Origin of the sequence: Mycobacterium asiaticum, from assembly GCF_001673365.1 — a bacterium.
In the GTDB taxonomy this organism is placed as follows: domain Bacteria; phylum Actinomycetota; class Actinomycetes; order Mycobacteriales; family Mycobacteriaceae; genus Mycobacterium; species Mycobacterium asiaticum_A.
The window spans coordinates 1-2,867 of the sequence record NZ_LZLS01000028.1 but is presented as its reverse complement, the minus strand read 5'-3'; the positions used below and the strand labels follow the sequence as shown (position 1 = coordinate 2,867).

Below are 2,867 nucleotides of genomic sequence, written 5' to 3'. Positions count from 1 at the left end.
ATGCCGGTGACTACAACACCGGTATCGGCAACACCAGCATCGCCAACACCGGTATCGGCAACACCGGCAGCTACAACGCCGGCTTCGGTAACACCGGTAGCGGCAACACGGGAAGTTTCAACGTCGGCAGCTTCAACACCGGTGATGCCAACGCGGGCGAGCTGAACACTGGAAGCTTCAACGGTGGCAGCATCAACACCGGCTTCGCCAACGCCGGTGACCTCAACACCGGTTCTTTTAACACCGGCAGCAGAAACCTCGGCTCATTCAACCTGGCCGACGGCCAAGGCGTGGACGGAATCACCATCCCGCTCAACTTCCCGGCGATTCCGATCGACCTGGTGGCGGGTACCAACGTGGCGATTCCGATCAGCGGTCGATTCGACCCGATCACTATCTATCCGATCAATGTCGATGTTCCGGTCAACGTAACGGCTTCTTTTGTTGTCAGCATCCCTGTCAACGGAATCGTCCCGTCCGCAATAGTCGACCCCATTGTCATCAATCCGATCGTCCTGATGGACCTGGTGTATGGGGCGGACTTCAAGTTACCCATCCAGATGACGCTGCTCGGCCGACTCAACCTCACGGTGCCGGGGCTGCTCGGTATCGGGAATTCCTCGGGGTCGTTGTCGTCGGGCTACTTCAACGGAAGTTCCAGCGGTACGTCTGGTTTCTTCAACTCCAGCGATCTGAGTTCGGGCTTCTCCAACGCCAACGGGGCGCTGAGCTCGGGCTTCGCCAACGCTGGTTCGTTGCTGTCCGGCTTCCAGAATCTCGGGACCGCCATCTCCGGGGCCGTCAATACCAGCACGCTGGCCGCCAACACCGCGGCCCTGATCTCCGGCGTCGGCAACATCGGCAGCGAGCTCTCCGGCTTCTGGAACGGCCAGGCCAGTGCGCTGCAGGCGATGCTGGCGGGCTGGGTGGCTAGCCGATGACGTACTTCCCCGCCCCGAACCCCCAAAAAGCTTTCCCGCAATGTAAGGAAGAGGATTGAGCCGGTGAGTTTTCTGACCTTGCCACCTGAGATCAACTCTCTGAATATGCTGCTCGGCGCGGGATCGGCGCCGATGGCGTCGGTCGCGTCGGCGTGGGATGGTCTGGCGTCTGAGCTGAGTTCGGCGTCGTCGTTCTTCGAGGGGGTCACCTCCGGGCTGATCAATGACGCCTGGCAGGGCCCGGCGTCGTTGCAGATGGCAGCGGCCGCCACGCCCTACACCGCGTGGCTGAGCGCCGCGGGAATCGCGGCCGAAGAAGCGGCGTCGCAAGCCCGGGCGGTGGTGTCGGCTTATGAGACGGCGCGGTCGATGGTCGTGCATCCGGCTCTGATCGCGGGCAACCGCAATTCGCTGGTCTCCCTTGTGGTGTCGAACCTGTTCGGCCAGAACGCACCGGCCATCGCCGCCATGGAAGAAATCTACGAACAGTTCTGGGCACAAGACGTGGTCGCGATGCTGGGCTACCACGGTGGGGCAGCGGCCGCGGCATCGGCGTTGACGCCGTTCGCCAAAGTGCCGTTGGGCGGACCGTCCGGCGCGGGTGGATTCGTCAAAGCCGTGCTGGGCGAGCTGGCCGGCGGTCTGAACCCCGGTGCGCTCAAAGGGGGCCTGGGTGCGATTAACACCAGGTTGACCAGCCTGCTGGGCGGGTTCAATCTCGCCGGCGTCTTGCGCAATCTGCAGCAGAGCACCGGCGGCCTCGCGAACCTCCGCCTGCACGAGCTAGGCGGCATCGGAACCGGTGGACCAACCGCGGCCAGTGGCTGGGGGCCGGCCGGGCGGCACGGCTTCGGACCGGGTCTATGGGGTCGCTTCGGCGGCTCGGGTGCCGGCCTGCAGGCGTTCGTCGCGAGCCTGTCCAGTTCCGGGGGCCTGAACGGCCTGCTCAACAGCGCAACCGTGACCACCGCTCTGACCAGCGCGCTGAGCAGTCCGACCGTCGCCACCCTGCTAAACAGCCCGACCGTCAGCACCCTGCTGAACAGTCCAAGCGTGACCAACCTGCTTAACAGCCCGACCGTCAGTAATCTGCTGCGTAGTCCGGCGGTGAGCAGCTTGTTGAGCGGGACGAATCTGTCGGTGAAGCTGAACAGTTTGTTGACGGTGAATCCTGCGGCTGCGACGGCGGCGGTGACCGATGTCTTCGGCAATACCGGGACCGGCAATATCGGATTCGGTAATACCGGTGACAACAACATCGGGTTCGGTAACACCGGTAACGGCAACGTCGGTATCGGCAACTCCGGCTTCGATCTGAAGGGCATATTGAACTCCGGGGTGGGCAACTCCGGGTTGTTTAACACCGGCAGTTACAACACCGGTATCGGCAACTCCGGCACCGGTAACACCGGGTTGTTCAACCCCGGTGACTTCAACACCGGTATCGGTAACCGGGGTAGCTACAACACCGGAAGTTTTAACGAGGGCAGCTTCAACAGTGGTGATTTCAATGGTGGTGACACCAACACCGGCTGGTTCAACACCGGCAACCTCAACACCGGTATCGGCAACTCCGGGGACATCAATACCGGTATCGGCAACTCCGGCAACATGAACAACGGGATGTTCCTGCGGGGCGACGCCCAGGGCAGCGTGGGTGGTGCTATTTACTCAATCCACATCGACCAGGTACCCGTGGACTTCGGCATGCGGGTCCCACTGAACCTGACGGTGGCCGGCGGCACCCTCGACATCACCACTCAGCCGTTCAATGTCCCTGTGCTCTCGATCGCCGGCATAAGCAACGTGGTCGCCGGCTCCACCGTCGGTCCCATCAGCGTGCCGACCGTAACGATCAGCGGACCACGGCTGAACTTCGTGATTGGCGGTCCGAATTACACCTTGTTCGGCGGCATCACCGGCACT

The 2,867-nt window shown here is 62.5% G+C and carries 2 protein-coding genes; both read left to right on the top strand.

Annotated features, from left to right (window positions below):
- A partial coding sequence (locus tag A5634_RS03390) for a pentapeptide repeat-containing protein (protein WP_081290166.1) occupies positions 1–941 on the top strand: 941 nt, incomplete at its 5' end.
- Positions 942–1,004: 63 nt separating this feature from the next.
- On the top strand, positions 1,005–2,867 hold a 1,863-nt coding region (locus tag A5634_RS03385; RefSeq protein WP_155769333.1), incomplete at its 3' end, for a PPE family protein.